This window comes from Variovorax pasteuri (genome assembly GCF_051216435.1).
Classification (GTDB): Bacteria; Pseudomonadota; Gammaproteobacteria; order Burkholderiales; family Burkholderiaceae_C; genus Variovorax.
Map to the genome: position 1 here is coordinate 50,451 of NZ_JBPJZS010000013.1, position 16,466 is coordinate 66,916.

Here is a 16,466-nt window from a genome sequence, read left to right on the forward strand (position 1 = left end):
CCGGCGGTAGTCAATCGATGGGGGCCGCCGAACTCACCTTGAACCCCGTCATGCCGAAGCGGCCACCGAAGTTCAGTGTCGTTCCGCCGCGATCTCAGGGTGCGAAGAATTCCCTCAGCGCGCCTTCAGGCAAGCGTCCCCGCAGTCCGATGGCGACCACCCCGGCGCGCGCGTCGTCCGCAGGCGGCGCTGCCTTGCGCAGCGAGGCGTGGCGCCCGGCGAACTGAAGCTCCGACCATTCGCCGTCGGCGGTGCGCAGCAGCCCTTTGAGCCGCAGCACGCCCGGCGGCATCTGGCGCAGCCAGGCGCGCAGCGTGGCGGCGGGAATCACGGCCTCGGGTTTCGCGCTCCAGGTCTGGAACATCGCGCCGTGGTCGGGCGCGTCATGTCCGTGGTCCGCGTGACAGCCAGGGCCGCAGGCATGCGGTGCTTGCTCCGCATGCGGCAACCCCGACAGCAGCGCCAGTGGCACCGCCGCGTTGCGCGTCTCGATGCACGGCGTGCCGGGTGCCGTCGCCTCGACCCAGTCCATTGCGGCAGCCAGCGCCTCGGTTGACGCCAGGTCGGCCTTGTTCACCACCACGAGGTCGGCCGACTTCAGCTGCCGCACCAGCGTGTCGGCCAGCAGCGGGTCTAGCGCCTGCTGCGCCACCGCGCTCGCATCGACCAGCACGATCACGCCTTCCAGGCTCAGCTCCGGCGCGGCCATGCCGATCTGCGCAATGCGCCAGGGGTCCGACACGCCGCTCGCCTCGATCACCACCGCGTCGAACGGCGGGCTCGCCTCGATCACGCCGACCAGCGCGCGGCCCAGGTCGTCGCCGATCTGGCAGCACACGCAGCCGTTGGTCAGCGCGGTGGTGTCGCCGTGGGTGGCTGCGATGAGTTCGGCGTCGATGTTGAGCGCGCCGAAGTCGTTCACCAGCACCGCCATGCGCAGCCCGTTGGCCTCGCGCAGCCAGCGGTTGAGCAGCGTGGTCTTGCCCGCGCCCAGGAAGCCACCGATGACGGTGAGGGGCAGTCGCTTCGTGTGTGCGGTCGTCACGCGGCCTTCAACCCCGTTGTGCCTCGAACACGCGGCCCGACAGCACGGTGCCCCACACACGCGCGTCCTTCAGCGCCATCGGGTCCATCTCGAGCGGGTCGTCTTCCAGCACGCAGAAGTCGGCGCGCTTGCCGCATTCGATGCTGCCGATCTCGCCGTCGAGCTTCAGCGTCCATGCCGCGCCGAGCGTGATGGCGCGCAGCGCCTGCGCCACCGTGATGCGCTCGGCCTCGCCCAGCAGCCGGCCCTTGGGCGTGACGCGGTTCACGGCGCACCACGCGGTGAACAGCGGTCCCAGCGGCGTGACCGGCGCGTCGGAGTGAATGGCCAGCGGCACGCCCGCCGCCAGCGCGCTGCCGCAGGCGTCGAGCCGGTTGGCGCGGTCGGGGCCCATGGTCATCTCGTAGTGCTGGTCGCCCCAGTACCAGATATGGTTGGCGAACAGGTTGGCGCACAGGTCCAGTTGCGCCATGCGGCGGAACAGCGGCGCGTCGATCATCTGGCCGTGCTGAAGCGTGTGGCGGTGGTCGGGGCGCGGTGCGCGCGTGAGCACGCGCTCGATGGCGTCGATGGCCACTTCGCTGGCCTCGTCGCCGTTGGTGTGCGTGTGGATCGTGAGGCCGGCGCGGTGGTAGGTTTCGAAATCGGCCTCGTACTGCGCGGGCGCGGTCACCCAGATGCCGTTGGGCGCGCCGTTGAAATGCCCGGGCCAGCGCAGCCGCGCCGAGAAGCCCTGGATCGAACCGTCGAGCATCATCTTCACCAGGCCGTAGCGCAGGCGGTCGGTGTTGCGCGGCAGCAGCGCCTTCACATGCTCGGCGCCCTGCGGTGCACCGTGCGTGCCATGAAAGGCCTGGAACGCGGGCAGTATGCGCACGCCGAAGCCGTCGTCGCTCGTCGTCTTCTCCAGCACGCCGCAGTCCTCGGGCGTGAGCTTGTTGACGAGGTCGGTCGCGGTGGTCACGCCCTGCAGGCAAGCCAGCCTGGCGAAGGAGCGCACGCCGGCCTCGGTCATCGGTGCGAGCAGGCCGGCGTTGCCGATCTTGCGCAGCACCAGGAACATGGCAGCCGGCTCCTGCAGCTCGCCGGTGGGCTCGCCTTCGTTGGCGCCTTCAGCAAACTTGACCACGCCCTCGACCTCGTTGTCGCTGGTGATCTGCGCGATGTTCAACATTGCGCTGTTCACGTTCATCAGGTGCCCGTTGGCGTGGCCGATGACGATGGGCCGCGTGGCGCTCGCACGGTCGACGTGCCGTACCGTCATGCGCTCGCCGCCGAAATAGATGGGGTCGAAGCCCCAGGCGATCAGCGGCTCGGTGTCCGGCACGCCGTCGGCGGTCATCTTCGCGGCCACTTCGCCCAGGCGCGACACCACCTCGTCCATGGAGCGCAGGCCGCTCCACACCTTGCCCGCCGGGTCGCGCCGGTCGAACCAGCCGAGGTACGTCCAGTCCCACATGCTGCCTTCCTTCAGGTGGCAGTGGCCTTCCACGAGGCCGGGCATCAGCACCTTGCCGGCAAAGCGCTCGTCGAGCGTGAAAGTGCCCCAGGCCTGCATGTCCGCGAGCGTGCCGACGGCCAGCACGCGGCCGTCGCGCACCGCCACGTGCGTGGCATGCGGCTGCATGGGGTTCATGGTGATGACCTTGCGGGCCGTGTAGACGGTGGTGGTTGCGTTGTTGTTGGGGCTCATGGCGATTCTGGAAGCGAAAGAGGCGGGCGCGCCAGGCCGTCGACCACGTCGACGCGCCGGCAGCGCACCCAATGATCGGGCGCGACTTCGCGCAGCGGGGGCAGCTCGGCCGCGCAGGCCGGCTCCGCCACCGGGCAACGGCCAGCAAAGCGGCAGCCCTGGGGCGGGTCGATGGGGCTTGGCGGATCGCCGCTCAGCTTGATGCGGTGCGCCGCGCGACGCCGTCCACCGCTCACGGTAGGCACCGCCGACATCAGCGCCACGCTGTACGGATGCAGCGGCCGCGCGAAGAAGCTGCGCCGCGGCGCGCGTTCGAGGATCTGCCCCAGGTACATCACGGCGATGTCGTCGCAGATGTGCTCGACCACCGCCATGTCGTGCGAGATGAACAGGTAGGTGAGCCCGAGCTCGCGCTGCAGGCGTGCGAGCAGGTTCAGTATCTGCGCGCGAATGGCGATGTCCAGCGCCGACACCGGCTCGTCGCACACCACCAGCTCCGGGTTGGTGGCCAGCGCCCGCGCGATGTTGATGCGCTGGCGCTGCCCGCCCGAGAACTGGTGCGGAAACAGGTGCTGCTGCTCGGGCCGCAGGCCCACGGCCTCGAACAGCTCGGCCACGCGGCGCGTGCGCTCCTCGGGCGTGCCCACGCGCATCAGGTCGAGCGGCGCGCGCACGGCGGCGCCCGCGCGCTCGCGCGGGTTCAGCGAAGAGAAGGGGTCTTGAAAAATGATCTGCATGCGCGTGCGCGCCTGGCGCAGCGCCGCGCCCTGCAGCGCGCCCAGGTCGGTGTCGCCCAGCCGCATGCGGCCCGAGGTGAAGGGCGCAAGCCGCATCACCGCCAGCGCGGTCGTGGTCTTGCCCGAGCCCGATTCGCCCACCACCGCGAGCGTGCTGCCGCGGCGCACCTCGAACGAGACGCCGTCCACCGCCTTCACCACCTCGGGTGTGCGGCCCCAGCCGGCCTTGCCGCGCGCAAAGTGCACCTTCAGGTCGTCGACCGAGAGCAGGGTGTCGGTGTTGCCGATGAATGTCATGCGGCCACCTTGTCGCGTTGTTCGAGGGATTGCGATGGCGTTTCGGCATGCAGCCAGCAGGCCGCGCCGTGCGGCAAGCCTGCCGCCACCTCGCCGTGCATCGCGAACATGGGCGGCACTTCCACCGCGCAGCGCGCCATCGCACGCGGGCAACGCTCGCGAAACGCGCAGCCGGTGCCCAGCTCCCAGATGGACGGCACCACGCCCGCGATCTCGGCCAGGTCTTCGCGCGCACCGTCGCCGTGCGCGGCGCTGCTGCCGAGCTCCGGCAGGCAGTCGATCAGCCCGCGCGTGTAGGGATGGCCGGGCTCGCCCAGCACCTGCTCGGTGGTGCCCTGTTCGATCACGCGGCCCGCATACATCACCATCACGCGGTCGGCCATCTCGGCGACCGCGCCCATGTCGTGCGTGATGAGCAGGATGGCCGTGCCCTTCTCGCGCTGCAGCTCGCGCAGCAGGTCGAAGATCTGCGCCTGCACCGTCACGTCGAGCGCGGTGGTGGGCTCGTCGGCAATCAGGATGTCGGGGCGGCAGGCCAGCGCCATGGCGATCATCACGCGCTGGCGCATGCCACCGGAGAGCTGGTGCGGGTATTCGTCCACGCGCCGCTCGGGCGCCGGAATGCCCACCTGCCGCAGCATCTCGATGGCGCGCTGGCGCGCCGCGTGGGCGTTCATGCCGGCGTGCAGCTGCAGCGACTCGCCGATCTGGTCGCCCACGGTGAACACCGGGTTCAGCGAGGTCATGGGCTCCTGGAAGATCATGGAGATGCGGTTGCCGCGCACTTCGCGCATGCGCGCGTCGCTGGCCTGCACCAGGTCTTCGCCCTGGAACAGCACGCGGCCCTGGCGAATGCGCCCCGGCGGCGACGGAATGAGCCGCAGCAGTGCCAGCGCCGTCATGCTCTTGCCGCAGCCCGACTCGCCGACCACGCACAGCGTTTCGCCGGCGCGCACTTCGAAGTCGACCCCGTTGAGCACCAGCGCCTGGCCGCGGCGGGTCTTGAACTCGACGTGCAGGTCCTGCACGCGAAGCAATGCGTCGTGGGTGTTGTGGGTGCTTGCCATCAGCGTTCCCTCAGCTTGGGGTTGAGGGCATCGTTCAGGCCGTCGCCGATCAGGCTCACGGCCAGCACGGTGACGAAGATGGCCGCGCCGGGAAAGGCCACCGCCCACCAGCAAGACAGCACGTACTGCCGGCTGGAGCCGATCATCAGCCCCCAGCTCATCTGGTTCGGGTCGCCCAGGCCCAGGAACGACAGCCCCGCCTCGAACAGCACGGCCGCGCCGATGGCCAGCGTGGCCGACACCACCAGCGGCGGCAGCGCGTTGGGAAGAATCACCTTCCAGATGATGCGCGCGTCGCGCGCGCCGATGGCCCGCTCGGCGCGCACGAACTCCAGCCCGCGGAACTTCATGAACTCCGCGCGCGTGAGGCGGGCGGTGCCCGTCCAGCTCACGATGCCGATGGCCAGCGTCACCGTCACCAGCGTGGGCGAGAACAGCGTGACCACCACCATCGCGAACAGCAGCGCGGGCAGCACCTGGAAGAACTCGGTCAGCTTCATCAGCGCCGCGTCGACCTTGCCTCCGTAGTAGCCCGCGAAGGCCCCCAGCGTGATGCCGATCAGCACCGACAGCAGCGCGGCCACCGCGCCCACCAGCAGCGTGGCGCGCCCGCCGTAGATCAGCGCGGTGAGCACGTCGCGGCCCAGGTAGTCGCTGCCCAGCCAGGCGTCTTCGCTGAAGGGCGGGGTGAGCGGGGCGGTCTTTATCTCGAACGGATCGGCCGGGTAGAACCAGGGCCCGGCAATGGCCACCGCCAGCACCGCCAGCAGCATCGCCATGCCGACGATGGCGGCGGGGTTGCGCAGGAACATGCGCAGCGCCTCCATGCCGGGGTGTTCCACGCGCACGGCGGGTGCAGCAACAGAGGGCATCGCGATCACCTTGTTCATGAGGCCTTGATCCGTGGGTCGATGAAGCGGTAGCACAGGTCGGTGAGCTGGTTCATCACCACCACCACGACCGACGAGAACAGCAGCACGCCGAGGATGGTCGGGTAGTCGCGCCGCAGCACCGACTCGAAGGCCAGCCGGCCGAGGCCCGGCCAGTTGAACACCGTCTCCACCAGGATGGCGCCGGCCAGCACGTTGCCGAACTGCAGCCCCAGCACCGTGACCACCGGCAGCAGCGCGTTGCGCAGCGCATGCTTGTAGAGCACCACGCGCTCGGCCAGCCCCTTGGCGCGCGCGGTGCGGATGAAGTCCGAGCCCAGCACGTCGAGCATCGACGAGCGCGCCAGCCGGCTGTATTGCGCCAGGTACACCAGGCTCAGCGTGAGCGTGGGCAGCACCAGGTGGTAGGCCACGTCGATCATGTCGGCCAGCCCGCCGGCGCCGCTCGAATCGATGGCGCGCATGCCCGCCACCGGCAATATCGGGAACACCGAGGCCAGCAGGATCACCAGCATGATCCCCAGCCAGAACACCGGTGCCGCGAAGCCCACGAGCGAGAGCACCGTGATGAACTGCGACAGCCAGCCGTTCGGCTTGCGCGACGACAGCACGCCCAGCGCCGTGCCCACGAAGAAGGCCAGCAGCACCGAGCTCAGCACCAGCAGCAGCGTGGCCGGCACGCGCTCGGCGATCAGGTGGGTCACCGGCAGGTTGAAGAAGTACGAGTAGCCCAGGTCGCCGCGCGCCACCTTGCCCAGGTACACGCCCAGCTGCACCGGCAGCGACCTGTCCAGCCCGTACTGCGTGCGCAGTTGCGCCATCAGCTCGGGCGACATGCCGCCGCTGGCGCCGGCGATGGTTTCCACCGGGTCGCCCGGTGCGGCGTGCACCAGCACGAAGTTGAGGACCACCACCGCGACCACCAGGCCCAGCGCCTGAAGCAGTCGCGATGCGATGTAGCGCAGCGTGCCCATGACCCGCGCCTTACTTGAAGTACACCTCGTCCATCGGCGACATCGGTCCCCAGATGGTGGTCGGCACGTTGCCCAGCTTCTTGCTGGTGATGGTGTGGTACGGCACCTGGTTGATGAACTCGATGGGCAGCTCGTCGGTCACGATCTTCTGGAAGGTGGCGTAGTAGGCCTTGCGCTGCGTCGGGTCCATCAGGCTGCCGGCGGTGTTGAGCAGCTCGTCCACCTTCGGGTTGGCGTACGACTGGGTGTTGGTCCAGACGATGGGCTTGATGTTGGTCGACAGGTAGGTGCGGTGCACGCCGATGATCGGGTCGCCCCAGTTGAACACCGTGTCCATCGACAGGTCGAAGTCGTGCGAGGCCAGCCGCTTGGCCCAGGCCGGAAAGTCGGCCGAGGCGCGCACCTCCACCGTGATGCCCACCTTCTTGAGTTGCCCGCGGATGTACTCGGCCACGTTCTTCTGCTGGTCGTCGGCGCCGGGCAGGTAGTCGATGGTGAGCTTGAAGCGCTCGCCGCCGGCACCGGCCTTGTAGCCCGCGGCGTCGAGCATCTCGCCGGCCTTCTTCAGGTCGAGCGGGTAGCGCACCAGGTCGGGCACCGCGAACGGGCTGCTGGCCACCAGCGGGCCGTCGGACACGGTGGCGAAGCCGCCCATCAGCGCCTTGGTGATGAAGTTCTTGTCGAGCGCCGTGGCAATGGCCTTGCGCACCTGCACGTCGGACAGCGGCTTCTTCGCGGTGTTGAAGGCCAGCCAGTTGAGCGCGCCGATGCCGTCGTAGCCCTTGGGCGTGAGCGACACCTTGGGGTCGTTGGCCAGGCGCTTCAGGTCGGTGGGCAGCGTGGCGAAGGGCACCATCTGGATGTCGCCGCGCTCCAGCCCGAGGATCAGGCTGGCCGAGTCGGGCGTGATGTTGACGATGATCTTGTCGAGGTAGGGCCTGTTCGGCAGAAAGAACTTGTCGAAGCGCTCCAGCACCACGCGCTGCGCCGGCTTGAAGTCGGTCACGCGGAAGGGGCCCGAGCCGATCACGTCGGTGCTGTTGCGCGGATGGTTCTTCAGGTCCTGCCCGTCGCCGTAGATGTGCTTGGGAAGAGTCGGGCACAGCGCGGGCGACATCGCCAGCACGATGGCCGGGTGCGGCACGCCCATGCGCACGATGGCGGTGTAGGCGTCGGGCGTTTCCACCTTGTCCACCGGTCCCATCATGGTGGTGAAGGGGTGGTTGGCCTTGATGGCCATGATCGAGAAGGCCACGTCGGCCGAGGTGACGGGCTTGCCGTCGTGGAACACCGCGTCCTTGCGCAGCTTGAGCGTGAGCGACTTGCCGTCCTCGGCCAGCTTCCACGATTCGGCCAGGTAGGGCTGCGGGTTCCACTTGTCGTCGAAGCGCAGCGGGCTCGCGAAGATCTGCGTGGAGGGCAGGGCGGTGGCAATGCCCGACTGCACCGCGCCGTTCAGGTGCCGGGGCGTCTGCGTGCTGCCGATGACCAGCGTGCCGCCGCGCTTGGGCTCGTCGGCCGCGAACGCCGGCAGCGGCAGCAGGCTGCTCGCGGCCATGAGCGTGGCGGACAGCAGCGTGGTGCGGCGCGTGAAGACCGCATCTGCAGGAATCGAGGGCAGCGAGGAAAGCGTGGGGATCGGCATGACAGGACCTCAGGGAGTTCGACACAGGCAATCGGTTTCGGTCCGCGGCGTTGCAGGACCTCGGTGTCGAAGATAGGCGCTTGGTGCGCGCCGGCGAAGAGCCAACGCCGCGCGAGTCACAGGGCCAGAAGGCACGGGTTTGCCCCGTTGTGCGCCGGGGCCGTGCGCCACATCGGGGAATGCGCGTGCGCGGTGCGTTTCCCGATGCGGCGAGGCGCCGCGTTGGCTACTTTTCGTCGCGCAGCCAGTACCACTTGTAGAGCATGCGCTGCCCCATGCGCCGGAACGGCGCGAACGCGCGCGACTCCACCATGCCCAGCACGTTGGGAAAGGGCAGCGGCGAGTGGTAGATGGGCAGTTCGAACACGTCCTTGCCCGTGTCCTTGCCCGCCACGCGCTCGGCCAGCCGCTTGCCGGCCCAGGTCGAGAACGACACGCCGTTGCCGCCGTAGCCCACCGCGTACCAGACCTTCTTGTCCGCCTCGGGCTGGGTGATGCGCGGCATCATGTCGTGGCTCATGTCGACCCACCCCCACCACGAGTAGTCGATGCGGATGCCCGCCAGCGGCGGAAACTTGCGCGCGATGGCGTCGGTCAGCAGCTTCAGGTGCACCGGGTCTTCGGCGTCGGCGCCGGTCACCGCGCTGCGGCTGCCGATCTGCAGCCGGTTGCCCTTGAGCAGCCGGTAATAGAAGCGCAGCGTGCGCGTGTCGGTCAGGAAGGTTTTCGAGCGGAAGTTGGTGGCCTGCAGCTCCGCATCGGTCAGCGGCCGCGTGACCACCGAGTTCGACAGGATCGGCATGAGCCGGTTCTTCAGCAGCGGGCTCAGCGCCTGCCCCGTGTAGCCGCCGGTGCACACCGCCACGCGGCGCGCGCGCACCACGCCGGCCGGCGTCCGCAGATGGTGCACGCCGTCGATGGTGTGCCAGCCCTGCACCGGGCTGGAGGTGTGCACCGTCACGCCCAGCGCGCGGGCGCGCTGCATCAGGCCGAAGGTGAACTTCAGCGGGTGGATGCCGATGCCTTCGGCCTCGAACATCGCGCCCACGGTTTCGCGCTCGTCGCAGTAGTCGCGGCGCACTTCCTCCGCGCTCATCATGCGGGTGGCGTAGCCGAACTTCTCGCGCATGAGCCGTGCCTCGGCGTCGAGCACCGGCAGCTTCTCGGCCCGGTGCGCCAGGTAGAGGTGGCCGCCGTCGTAGGCGTCGCAGTCGATCTGCGTGGTGAGATGGCGAAAGTTCTCGAAGCCGCTGCGAATCTCGGCGTCGAGCCGCCTGGCGGTGTCCATGCCCCAGCGCTGGATCCATTGCGAGCGCTTCAGGCGTCCGCTCGCGTTCTGCCCCTGGCCGCCGCTGCGGCTGGAGCAGCCCCACGCGGCCTGGTTGGCCTCCAGCACGGTGGCGCGAATGCCGTGTTCCTGCGCCAGGTAGAGCGCGGTCGACATGCCCGTGGCGCCGGAGCCGATGATGGCCACGTCGACATCGATGTCCTGCACCAGCGGGCCGTCGTCCTCCGGCGGGGTGCCGGCGCTGGCCACCCACCAGGTGGGCGCGTAGGCGCGGCCCGCGCCGGGGTCGGGCGCGTGCAGCGGGTCGTATTGCGGATCGTAGGGGCGCATGGGCACCTGCAGCGGCTGCGGCTCGAACGATGCGGCGTCGATGGCTGCGCTGGCGGTGGCGAACTGCACGGTGCCTGTCATGGTCATGAAGGGCTCCAGGAAGGGAAAAGGAAGGGTTCGGCTTACTTCGCGGCGGGCAGGTTGGGCCGGGCCTTGCGGAACACGTTCTTCAGGTGGATCTTTGCGCCCCTGAAGGTGAACACGTCGATGCCGTCGGTCTCGATGCGGCTGCCGTCGGCGGCGGTGCCGGTGAAGGTCCATTGCGAGGTGCCGAAGTCACCGTGCACGAAGTGCTGGCCGTTCACCCACTGCGCGTCGGGCACCGCGGCCCATGCGGCGGCGAAGGCCTTGCGCACCGCCTCGGTGCCCACATGGCGCGTGCCGCAGGCGTCGGGGCCGGCGGCGGTCTGGAAGATGCAGTCGTCGGTCATGAAGCCCATGAGCGCGTCGACGTCGTGGCGGTTCCAGGCGTCGCTGAAGGCGGCCAGGGTGTCGGTGGTCACGGTAGAGGAAGAAGAGGCAGTCACGCGGGAGCTCCGGAAATTGATGAGGCAAGCGTAGGCAGCCGGCTGCCTGCGCGATAGGGCCAGTTGCGGGAATTCGACCGAGCCAGAGCGCCGGCCAAAGTGCACGAACGGCACCGGCTGCCCTAAACTGCGGCGCACCATGCCCCCGAACCCGCGAGCCACCCAATGGGCGCAGCTCTTCGCGCTGCCCGACCAGCCGGCACTGCCGTTGCAAGCCCGCTTGCGCACCGCCGTGGTTCAGGCCATCCTCGAAGAACACCTGAGCCCCGGCGCGCCGTTGCCTTCGTCGCGCGAGCTCGCGGCCCTGCTGGGGCTGAGCCGCAACACCGTCACCTCCGCGTACCTGCAACTCATCGACGAAGGCTTCCTGGAGGCGCGCCCGCGCAGCGGCGTGTTCGTGGCGCGCAATGCGCGGCCGGTGTCCGCCGCACATGCGGAGCCGCTGGTGAGCCGCAGCGGGCAGGCGAGCCAGCCGCCGGACTGGTCGGGGCGCGTGCTGCGCTCGCTGATGGACAAGCCCACGCTGTCCAAGCCCGACCGGTGGCGCGACTACCCGTACCCCTTCGTCTACGGCAACTACGACCCGCAGCTGTTCCCCACCGAAGATTTTCGCGAGTGCTGCGCGCGCAGCCTGGCGCGCTCGCAGCTGCCGCACTGGACGCCCGACTTCGAGACCGACGACGTGCCCGACCTGATCGAGCAGATCCGCACGCGGCTGCTGCCCAAGCGCGGCGTGTTCGCGCTGAAGGAAGAGATCCTCGTGACCATGGGCGCGCAGCACGCCTACTACCTGCTGGCCGAGGCGCTGTTCGACGAGCACACGCGCGTGGGGCTCGAAGAGCCGGGCCATCCGCATGCGCGCAACAGCTTCTCGTTGCGCCAGCCCAAATGGGTCGAGGTCGACGTCGATGAAGACGGGCTGGTGGTCGATGCGCTGCCCGCCGCCGACTACCTGTTCGTGACCCCGTCGCACCAGAGCCCCACGACGGCCACGCTGAGCCTGGAGCGCAGGCAGTGGCTGCTGCGCAAGGCGGAGCTGCAGGACTTCGTGATCATCGAGGACGACTACGAGGCCGAGAACCTGTACGAAGGCAAGCCGATGCCCGCGCTCAAGAGCCTGGACAAGACGGGGCGGGTGATCTACGTGGGGTCGGTGTCCAAGAGCCTGTCGCCGGCGCTGCGGCTGGGGTTCATCGTGGCGCCGCGCGCGTTGATCAAGGAGCTGAGGGTCATCCGGCATGCGATGGTGCGGCACCCGAGCGCCTTCCTGCAGCATGCGTATGCGCTGTTCCTGTCGCTGGGGCATCACGAGTCGCATGCGCGGCGGGTGAACCACGCGATGCAGGAGCGGCTGGCCCTGGCGGCCCAGGCGCTGCGCGACCATCTGCCCGATTTCGAATTCCGGCTGCCTTCGGGCGGGGCGTCGATCTGGGTGCAGGCGCCGACCTGGGTGGACGCCACCGAGCTGTCGCTGATGGCGCGCAGCCACGGGGTGCTGATCGAGGCGGGCGACGTGTTCTTTGCCAAGCCGCCGTACCCGTGCCCGTTCTTCCGGCTGCGGTTGTCGTCCATTGCGGCGGCGCAGATTCCGGCGGGCATCCGGGCGTTGGGGCTGGCGGTCGAAGAGTTGGCGCTGGCGCGGGGCGAGAAGCGCCCGGCGGGTGGTCGGACGCACTGAGCCTTGCGGCTTCCCGGAAGGCCGAGGCGCACGCACCGCTGGCGTGCAGCGCGCACCAGAACGAGGGTAAGTCCCGAGCCACTGGCTCTACGCCCACGCAAGCGCTGGCACTTCCTGGCTGGCGGTGTTGGGTGCAAAGTCCGCAGCGAGATTCACCCTCCAGGAGAAAACAGATGACCTTGTCCCGACGTCTTTCCCTCCAGTGCGCAGCCCTCGCGGCGGCAATGACCCTTGGCGGCGCCGCCTTCGCGCAAACCAAGGAAGTCACCTTCGCCCACCAGGACATGCTGGTGCCGCTGCGCCTTGTCATGGAGTCCGGCGAGGTCGAGAAGGCCACGGGCTACAAGATCAACTGGCGCATGTTCTCGGGCGGCGGCGACGTGATTCGCGCCATGGCTTCGGGCGACGTGCAGATGGGCGAAACCGGCTCCAGCCCGCTGACCGCCGCGGCCAGCCAGGGGCAGGACATCAAGCTGTTCTGGATTTCCGCCGACATCGCGGACGCCGAGGCGCTGGTGGCGCGCAACGGCTCCAACATCAACAGCATGAAGGACCTGGCCGGCAAGAAGGTGGCCACGCCGTTCGTGTCGACCGCGCACTACCAGCTCATGGCCGGCATGAAGATGGACGGTGTAGACCCCAAGAGCGTGAACGTGATGAACCTGCGCCCGCCCGAGATCGCGGCGGCGTGGGAGCGCGGCGACATCGACGCCACTTTCATCTGGGACCCGGTGCTCTCCAAGATCAAGGCCAGCGGCAAGACCATCGCCACCTCGGGCAGCATCGGCAAGCGCGGCGCGCCCACGTTCGAGGGCATCGTGGTCAACGCCAAGTGGGCTGCCGCCAACGAGCCGTTCATGGTCGCGTTCGTGAAGGCGCTGAACCGCGCCAACGAGGAATACAAGGCCACCGGCAAGAGCTGGAAGCCCGACTCGCCGCAGACCAAGGCCATGGCCAAGTGGACCAAGGCCGACCCGAAGGACGTGGGGCCGGCCATGGCGCTCTACACCTTCCCGACGATGGCCGAGCAGCTCTCGCCGGTGTGGCTCGGCGGGGGCGCTGCGAAGGCGATGGCCAACACGGCGGCCTTCCTGAAGGAACAGGGGCGTGTGCAGGAGGTGAAGCCTGACTACAACGCTTTCGTGACCACTGCTTATGTCGAGAAGGCGATGGGCAAGTAACACTGCCTGTGGTTTCGGGGGGCGCCTTTGTTCGGGGTGGCGCTCACGCCGACGGGGTACCTTGCTCCGCGAATGTCCCCCGGCCTTCGGCCTCCTCCTTTATTTCGCTGCGCAAGGCACCCCATCGACGTGAGCGTCGTCAGCAGCGGTGGTTGATCAGCCGCAAACCGACAGCGTGCCCAGGTGAACAGGGCGTCGGGTGCTCCCCGCAGCGAAATAAAGGAGGAGGGGCGCAGCCCCGGGGGACATTCGCGGAGGGGAGTACCCGGCGGCCTGCGCACCCGCCCCGAACAGCAGCGCGCAACAGCAACCCGCATTGGAGAAAAAGACATGCCCACGCTAGACATCCGAGACCTCACGGTCAACTACGCAGTCAAGGGCGGCACGCTGCAGGCGTTGGCCCCGGTCAACCTCACGATGCACGACGGCGACTTCGTCGTTGCATTGGGTGCCTCGGGCTGCGGCAAGACCACGCTGCTCAACAGCATCGCGGGCTTCCTGCCGCCTTCGACCGGGGAGATCCTGCTGGACGGCAAACCCGTCGTCGGCCCCGGTGCCGACCGTGGCGTGGTGTTCCAGAAGCATGCGCTCATGCCCTGGCTCAACGTGCGCGACAACGTGGCATTGGGCCTGCGGCTGGCGGGTGTCGGCAAGACCGAGCGTGACCGCGTCGCCGAAGAAAAGCTTGCCCTTGTCGGCCTGGAAAAATATGCCGACCGCGCCGTGTACGAACTCTCCGGCGGCATGCAACAGCGCGTGGGCATTGCGCGTGCGCTCGCCAGCGACCCCGCCGTGCTGCTCATGGACGAACCCATGGGCGCGCTCGATGCGTTCACGCGCGAACAGGTGCAAGAGATCTTGCTGCACGCCTGGTCCAAGTCCAACAAGATGGTGTTCTTCATCACGCACTCGGTGGAAGAGGCGCTGTTCCTGGCCACGCGGCTGATCGTGATGAGCCCCAGCCCCGGGCGCATTTCGCACATCTACGACGACGTGCCGTTCTCTCGCCAGTTTTTGTCGCACGGCGATTCACGCAAGGTGAAGTCCGAGCCCGAATTCATTCGCATGCGCGAAGAAGTGCTGTCCATCATTCACCACCGCGAGGCCGCCCATGCCTGAGGTCACCATCGCATCGCCCCGTGTGGTCAACGCTGCCATGACGCCACCCTCCAAGCCCGCGGCATCGCCCGAATCTTCGGCGCAGGCGGCCGGCACCAAGCTCAAGACCAGCGCCTTCAAGGTGCCGGGCGAGGGCTCCAGCGTGGTCATCAGCGTGGTGACCGTGACCTTGCTGGTCGCGCTGTGGTTCCTGGTCACGAACATGGGCTGGGTCAAGCCGCTGTTCCTGCCCACGCCGCAGGCCGTGTTCCAGCAGTTCTACGAATACCTGACCGGCCAGGCCAACGACAAGCCGCTGTGGCAGCACTTTCTGGCCAGCATGTTCCGCGTGTTCTCGGCCTTCTTCCTGGCCTGCGCCACCGCCATTCCGGTGGGCATTGCCATGGGCATGAGCCGCTTCTGGCGCGGCATTTTCGACCCCCCGCTGGAGTTCTACCGCCCGCTGCCGCCGCTGGCGTACCTGCCGCTCATCATCATCTGGTTCGGCATCGACGAGCTGCCCAAGGTGCTGCTGATCTTCCTGAGCTGCTTCGCGCCGCTGGCACTGGCCGCGCGCTCGGGCATGCGCAGCGCGTCGCAGGAGCAGATCAACGCGGCGTACTCCATGGGCGCGAGCTACATGCAGGTGATTCGCCACGTGATATTGCCGTCGGCGCTGCCCGACATCCTGGTGGGCATGCGCATTGCCATCGGCTTCGGCTGGACCACGCTGGTGGCCGCCGAAATGGTGGCGGCCAGCATGGGGCTGGGTCAGATGGTGCTGAACGCGTCGAACTTCCTGCGCACCGACATCGTCATCATGGGCATCATCGTCATTGGCGTGGTGGCGTACCTGTTCGACCTGCTGATGCGCTGGCTCGAGCGGCGGCTGGTGCCTTGGAAAGGGCGCATGTAGGCGCCAGGGTCGGCGCAAGCGGCGACACCTGCAATGCGGGCGGCAAGGTCGGCATCGTCTGGCCGGCCGGCACCATCGACTGCTCCAGAAAGTCGAGCATCGCGCGCATCGCCGCGCTGTTGTGGCGGCGCTGCGAGTAGGCCGCGTACAGCCAGTGGTCGCGCGGCATGTGCTCTCGCAGCACCGGCACCAGCGCGCCGCGCTCCAGGTGCGACTGCGCCAGCGGCTCGGGCACGTAGGCCACGCCCACGCCGCGCAGCGCCAGCTCGATCAGTGCCACGGCGTCGTTGGCTTCCATGCGGCTGTGCACCGTCACGTCGTGCGGCTTGCCGTCGGTCTCGAAGGGCAGGTGCGTGGTGGGCATCGACGAATAGCTCAGCATCTCGTGGCGGCCCAGGTCCGCGGGCACCTGCGGCATGCCGCGCTGGGCCCAGTAGGCCGGCGTGGCGCACACCACCATGTCGTACTGCACCAGCCGGCGCACGATCAGGTTCATGTCGTCGATGCGCCCGCCGGTCAGGTGGATGTCGATGCCCTCCTCGATCAGGTCGATGTCGCGGTTGGTGAACACCAGGCTCACGTACACGTCGGGGTAGAGGCGGATGAACCCGGCAATCACGTCCGACAGCCAGCCCGCGATCAGGCCGTTCGGCGCGCTCATGCGCAGCCGGCCGCGCGGGTGCGAGCCGTGGGCCTGCAGGTCGTTCAGGGTGTTTTCGGCCATGGCCACCAGCTCGGTGCTGCGGTCCAGCAGCACCTGGCCGGCGTCGGTCAGGCTCAGGGATCGGGTGGAGCGGTTCAGCAGGCGCACGCCGCTGCGCTCTTCGAGCTCGGCCACGTAGCGGCTGACCGTGGCTTTGGACATGCCCAGCGAAATCGCCGCGCGGGAAAAGCTGCGTCGGAACGCGACTTCACGGAATGTTTTGATGAGATCGAGGCCGTCCATGGATGGGCGGATTGTTCCAGCTTCGGGATGCCGGGGTCTTTCGCCGGGGCATCGCCGGTTTTGCGGTTGAAACGGCGATGACTGCGTGGCTATACTGCCGCCGTCATGTCAAAAAAAGGCGTGACCGGGATTGGACTCCTGAAGCATCTCTGCG

General features: G+C 68.4%; 14 protein-coding genes. 4 read left to right on the forward strand and 10 right to left on the reverse strand.

The window, feature by feature from the left end:
- Positions 1 to 94: 94 nt before the first annotated feature.
- From ACSFBM_RS30905 to ACSFBM_RS30945, 9 genes are all read right to left on the reverse strand, one after another.
- Complete coding sequence (locus ACSFBM_RS30905; RefSeq protein ID WP_435487802.1) at positions 95 to 1,045, reverse strand: CobW family GTP-binding protein; 951 nt, start codon at positions 1,043 to 1,045, stop codon at positions 95 to 97.
- Between the two features lie 7 nt (positions 1,046 to 1,052).
- Positions 1,053 to 2,738: an amidohydrolase gene (locus ACSFBM_RS30910; RefSeq protein ID WP_435487803.1), complete on the reverse strand. Its 1,686-nt coding sequence runs from the start codon at positions 2,736 to 2,738 to the stop codon at positions 1,053 to 1,055.
- Positions 2,735 to 3,772, reverse strand: coding sequence for an ABC transporter ATP-binding protein (locus tag ACSFBM_RS30915; protein ID WP_435487804.1), 1,038 nt, complete (start codon positions 3,770 to 3,772; stop codon positions 2,735 to 2,737). Before ACSFBM_RS30915 ends, ACSFBM_RS30910 begins: the two co-directional genes overlap by 4 nt.
- Positions 3,769 to 4,839 (reverse strand): ABC transporter ATP-binding protein, encoded by a 1,071-nt coding sequence (locus ACSFBM_RS30920; protein WP_435487805.1) that lies wholly within the window; start codon positions 4,837 to 4,839, stop codon positions 3,769 to 3,771. Before ACSFBM_RS30920 ends, ACSFBM_RS30915 begins: the two co-directional genes overlap by 4 nt.
- Positions 4,839 to 5,729, reverse strand: a complete 891-nt coding sequence (locus ACSFBM_RS30925; protein ID WP_435487806.1) for an ABC transporter permease — start codon at positions 5,727 to 5,729, stop codon at positions 4,839 to 4,841. Before ACSFBM_RS30925 ends, ACSFBM_RS30920 begins: the two co-directional genes overlap by 1 nt.
- Positions 5,726 to 6,703, reverse strand: coding sequence for an ABC transporter permease (locus ACSFBM_RS30930; RefSeq protein ID WP_435439155.1), 978 nt, complete (start codon positions 6,701 to 6,703; stop codon positions 5,726 to 5,728). Before ACSFBM_RS30930 ends, ACSFBM_RS30925 begins: the two co-directional genes overlap by 4 nt.
- Before the next feature lie 10 nt (positions 6,704 to 6,713).
- Positions 6,714 to 8,261, reverse strand: a complete 1,548-nt coding sequence (locus tag ACSFBM_RS30935; protein WP_435487901.1) for an ABC transporter substrate-binding protein — start codon at positions 8,259 to 8,261, stop codon at positions 6,714 to 6,716.
- A gap of 313 nt (positions 8,262 to 8,574) precedes the next feature.
- Positions 8,575 to 10,053: an NAD(P)/FAD-dependent oxidoreductase gene (locus ACSFBM_RS30940; RefSeq protein WP_435487807.1), complete on the reverse strand. Its 1,479-nt coding sequence runs from the start codon at positions 10,051 to 10,053 to the stop codon at positions 8,575 to 8,577.
- A gap of 35 nt (positions 10,054 to 10,088) precedes the next feature.
- Complete coding sequence (locus ACSFBM_RS30945; RefSeq protein WP_435439153.1) at positions 10,089 to 10,493, reverse strand: nuclear transport factor 2 family protein; 405 nt, start codon at positions 10,491 to 10,493, stop codon at positions 10,089 to 10,091.
- A 139-nt stretch (positions 10,494 to 10,632) separates the two neighbouring features.
- On the opposite strand from ACSFBM_RS30945, the gene pdxR reads away from it, so the two are divergent.
- From pdxR to ACSFBM_RS30965, 4 genes are all read left to right on the forward strand, one after another.
- Entirely contained in the window at positions 10,633 to 12,171 is a 1,539-nt protein-coding gene (gene pdxR / locus ACSFBM_RS30950; RefSeq protein ID WP_435439152.1) for a MocR-like pyridoxine biosynthesis transcription factor PdxR, read from the forward strand.
- Between the two features lie 173 nt (positions 12,172 to 12,344).
- On the forward strand, positions 12,345 to 13,352 hold the full coding sequence (gene tauA, locus ACSFBM_RS30955) for a taurine ABC transporter substrate-binding protein (RefSeq protein ID WP_435487808.1): 1,008 nt from the start codon (positions 12,345 to 12,347) through the stop codon (positions 13,350 to 13,352).
- Between the two features lie 330 nt (positions 13,353 to 13,682).
- On the forward strand, positions 13,683 to 14,471 hold the full coding sequence (locus ACSFBM_RS30960; protein WP_435439150.1) for a taurine ABC transporter ATP-binding protein: 789 nt from the start codon (positions 13,683 to 13,685) through the stop codon (positions 14,469 to 14,471).
- A gap of 37 nt (positions 14,472 to 14,508) precedes the next feature.
- On the forward strand, positions 14,509 to 15,366 hold the full coding sequence (locus ACSFBM_RS30965) for an ABC transporter permease subunit (protein WP_435487902.1): 858 nt from the start codon (positions 14,509 to 14,511) through the stop codon (positions 15,364 to 15,366).
- Here ACSFBM_RS30965 and ACSFBM_RS30970 read toward each other — a convergent pair.
- Positions 15,284 to 16,312 carry a LysR family transcriptional regulator gene (locus ACSFBM_RS30970; protein WP_435487809.1) on the reverse strand — a complete coding sequence of 343 codons (1,029 nt, stop codon included), beginning with the start codon at positions 16,310 to 16,312 and terminating at the stop codon, positions 15,284 to 15,286. The two genes, ACSFBM_RS30965 and ACSFBM_RS30970, sit on opposite strands and share 83 nt — an antisense overlap.
- Between the last annotated feature and the right edge of the window lie 154 nt (positions 16,313 to 16,466).

What these genes read in the sequence shown, in the direction of transcription:
- pdxR (WP_435439152.1), top strand. Translation starts at nt 10,633, where the DNA reads ATGCCCCCGAACCCGCGAGCCACCCAATGGGCGCAGCTCTTCGCGCTG.
- ACSFBM_RS30935 (WP_435487901.1), bottom strand. Translation starts at nt 8,261, where the DNA reads ATGGCCGCGAGCAGCCTGCTGCCGCTGCCGGCGTTCGCGGCCGACGAG.
- ACSFBM_RS30970 (WP_435487809.1), bottom strand. Translation starts at nt 16,312, where the DNA reads ATGGACGGCCTCGATCTCATCAAAACATTCCGTGAAGTCGCGTTCCGA.
- ACSFBM_RS30920 (WP_435487805.1), bottom strand. Translation starts at nt 4,839, where the DNA reads ATGGCAAGCACCCACAACACCCACGACGCATTGCTTCGCGTGCAGGAC.
- ACSFBM_RS30965 (WP_435487902.1), top strand. Translation starts at nt 14,509, where the DNA reads ATGACGCCACCCTCCAAGCCCGCGGCATCGCCCGAATCTTCGGCGCAG.
- ACSFBM_RS30910 (WP_435487803.1), bottom strand. Translation starts at nt 2,738, where the DNA reads ATGAGCCCCAACAACAACGCAACCACCACCGTCTACACGGCCCGCAAG.
- ACSFBM_RS30960 (WP_435439150.1), top strand. Translation starts at nt 13,683, where the DNA reads ATGCCCACGCTAGACATCCGAGACCTCACGGTCAACTACGCAGTCAAG.
- ACSFBM_RS30925 (WP_435487806.1), bottom strand. Translation starts at nt 5,729, where the DNA reads ATGAACAAGGTGATCGCGATGCCCTCTGTTGCTGCACCCGCCGTGCGC.
- ACSFBM_RS30940 (WP_435487807.1), bottom strand. Translation starts at nt 10,053, where the DNA reads ATGACCATGACAGGCACCGTGCAGTTCGCCACCGCCAGCGCAGCCATC.
- ACSFBM_RS30915 (WP_435487804.1), bottom strand. Translation starts at nt 3,772, where the DNA reads ATGACATTCATCGGCAACACCGACACCCTGCTCTCGGTCGACGACCTG.
- ACSFBM_RS30930 (WP_435439155.1), bottom strand. Translation starts at nt 6,703, where the DNA reads ATGGGCACGCTGCGCTACATCGCATCGCGACTGCTTCAGGCGCTGGGC.
- tauA (WP_435487808.1), top strand. Translation starts at nt 12,345, where the DNA reads ATGACCTTGTCCCGACGTCTTTCCCTCCAGTGCGCAGCCCTCGCGGCG.